Source organism: Longimicrobium sp., assembly GCF_035474595.1.
Taxonomy (GTDB): domain Bacteria; phylum Gemmatimonadota; class Gemmatimonadetes; order Longimicrobiales; family Longimicrobiaceae; genus Longimicrobium.
Map to the genome: position 1 here is coordinate 1 of NZ_DATIND010000029.1, position 2124 is coordinate 2124.

A 2124-nucleotide genomic window follows, 5' to 3' on the forward strand; every position below is an offset into this window, starting at 1 on the left:
GTCGATGGCGATGAAGCCGTTGCCGCCGGGGCGGTTCTCCACCGTCACGGGCTGGCCCCAGGCGCGGCTCAGCTTGTCGGCCAGCAGGCGCACCACGCCCTCGGGCCCGCCCCCGACCGGGAACGGCGTGATGATGCGCACCGGGCGGCTGGGGAAGTCCTGGGCGGCGGCCGTGGTCGGCAGCAGCGCGAACGCGGCGCAGACGCCCGCGGCGGCGGCCAGGGCCGCGAGGCGGCGGCGCGTGGCGCGGGAGGCGGTGCGGGGGGTCGGGATGTCTCTCATCTTGTCGGTCTCCGGGGGTGCGGGTTGCGTGCGTTGGAATGGCCGCGCGTCAGTCGAAGCGGCGCGGGCCGGCTCGGGCCAGTGGCTCCCGCATAGCGTACAGGTCCGGCCCCCGTCCGCCAGCGGCGAAACGCGCACGCCTGCCGGTCCCGTCGGCCTCGCGGCCGGGTGAAGGCGCGGTCATGCTCAGCGCCCCCGGGCCTTCAGGGCGCGGTCCAGGCGCGGATAGACGCGCCGCGCATTGCCCTCGAAGACCTGGTGACGGGTGCGCGCGTCGAGCCGCGGCGTGGCGTCGACGTAGCGGCGCGTGTCGTCGAAATGGTGGCCGGTCTGCGGGTCGATGCCGCGCACCGCGCCGATCATCTCGCTGGCGAACAGGATGTTCTCCACCGGGATGACCTGGGTCAGCAGGTCGATGCCGGGCTGGTGGTAGACGCAGGTGTCGAAGAAGATGTTCTTCAGCAGGTGGTCCTCCAGCAGCGGCTTCTTCAGCGCCTGGGCCAGGCCCCGGAAGCGCCCCCAGTGGTAGGGCACCGCGCCGCCGCCGTGCGGGATCACGAAGCGCAACGTCGGGAAGTCGGTGAACAGGTCGGCGCTCAGGCACTGCATGAAGGCGGTGGTGTCGGCGTTCAGGTAGTGCGCGCCGGTGGTGTGGAAGCAGGCGTTGCAGCTCGTGCTCACGTGCACCATGGCCGGGATGTCGTGCTCGACCATCTTCTCGTAGAGCGGGTACCAGTGGCGGTCCGACAGCGGCGGGCCGGTCCAGTGGCCGCCGGAGGGATCGGGGTTGAGGTTGATGCCGACGAAGCCGTACTCGGTCACGCAACGCTCCAGCTCCGGGATGCAGGTGGCCGGGTCGACGCCCGGGGACTGCGGCAGCATCGCCGCGCCGATGAAGTGGTCGGGGAAGAGGCCGGCGACGCGCGCGCACAGCTCGTTGCAGATCGCCGCCCAGGTCGCGGAGACCTCGAAGTCCCCCACGTGATGGGCCATGAAGCTCGCGCGCGGGCTGAAGATGGTGAGGTCGCTGCCGCGTTCCCGCATGAGGCGCAGCTGGTTGTGCTCGATGGACTCGCGCAGTTCGTCGTCGGAGATCTTCAGCTCGGCGACCCGGGGCCTGGAGGCGGGGTCGGCGATGCCGGCGATCTGGCGGCCGCGCCAGGTCTCCAGGGCCTCGGGGGCGGTCGTGTAATGGCCGTGGCAGTCGATGATCATGGAGGGGCTCGCGGTCGGGACGGGGATGGCGACGGTGGTCCCGAGTGTGGTTGCGATCCCGCGCGCGCGGCCTGACTTCGGCTTCGAGCGCGTTCACGTTTCCTTATCGGGACCTCCCCCGTCCCCGCGCTCCCGCCGCCGGTGGCGGGACGCGCGACGCGCGCTTTCAGTGCGTGCTCGACACGCCCGGATCGGCGCCGCTGCGCTGCAGCAGCCGGCGTCCCTCGGGCGTGATGGCCAGCACCCGGATGACGCGCGCCGCGCGGTCGGGACCGCCGTCCACGCCCGCCGGCACCCGCAGCGTCAGCCCGGCGATCAGGCCGGCGGCCATCAGCACGCGCAACTCGTCGATCTCGTCGTCGTCGTTCGCGTTGAAGGGGAGATCGAGCCCCGCGAGCTGCCTGAGTTTTTCGATGGACATGGCGTTTCCTCTCGATGTCCGGTTTGTCTCCGAGGGCAGGCAATCGGCATTCCGGCGGCGCCCGCGCGCGCTCAACCGCCGTATTCCTTGAGGCGGTTGTACAGGGTCTTCATGCTGATGCCCAGGGTGGCGGCGGTGCGCTCCTTGTGGCGCTCGCAGTGGGCGAAGGTGGCCAGGATGAGCTGGCGCTCGGCATCGGCCAGGCG

Annotated in this window: 3 protein-coding genes and 1 pseudogene; all 4 read right to left on the minus strand. The window is 71.6% G+C overall.

Annotated elements, in window-relative coordinates:
• Positions 1–282, minus strand: a pseudogene (locus VLK66_RS05480) (hypothetical protein); the annotation flags it as partial.
• Positions 283–468: 186 nt separating this feature from the next.
• Positions 469–1497, minus strand: a complete 1029-nt coding sequence (locus VLK66_RS05485) for an amidohydrolase family protein (protein ID WP_325308375.1) — start codon at positions 1495–1497, stop codon at positions 469–471.
• 166 nt (positions 1498–1663) lie between these two features.
• The gene (locus tag VLK66_RS05490; protein ID WP_325308376.1) at positions 1664–1918 is read right to left on the minus strand and encodes a hypothetical protein; all 255 of its coding nucleotides are present in this window, start codon (positions 1916–1918) and stop codon (positions 1664–1666) included.
• A gap of 71 nt (positions 1919–1989) precedes the next feature.
• On the minus strand, positions 1990–2124 hold a 135-nt coding region (locus tag VLK66_RS28585; protein ID WP_349260482.1), incomplete at its 5' end, for a helix-turn-helix domain-containing protein.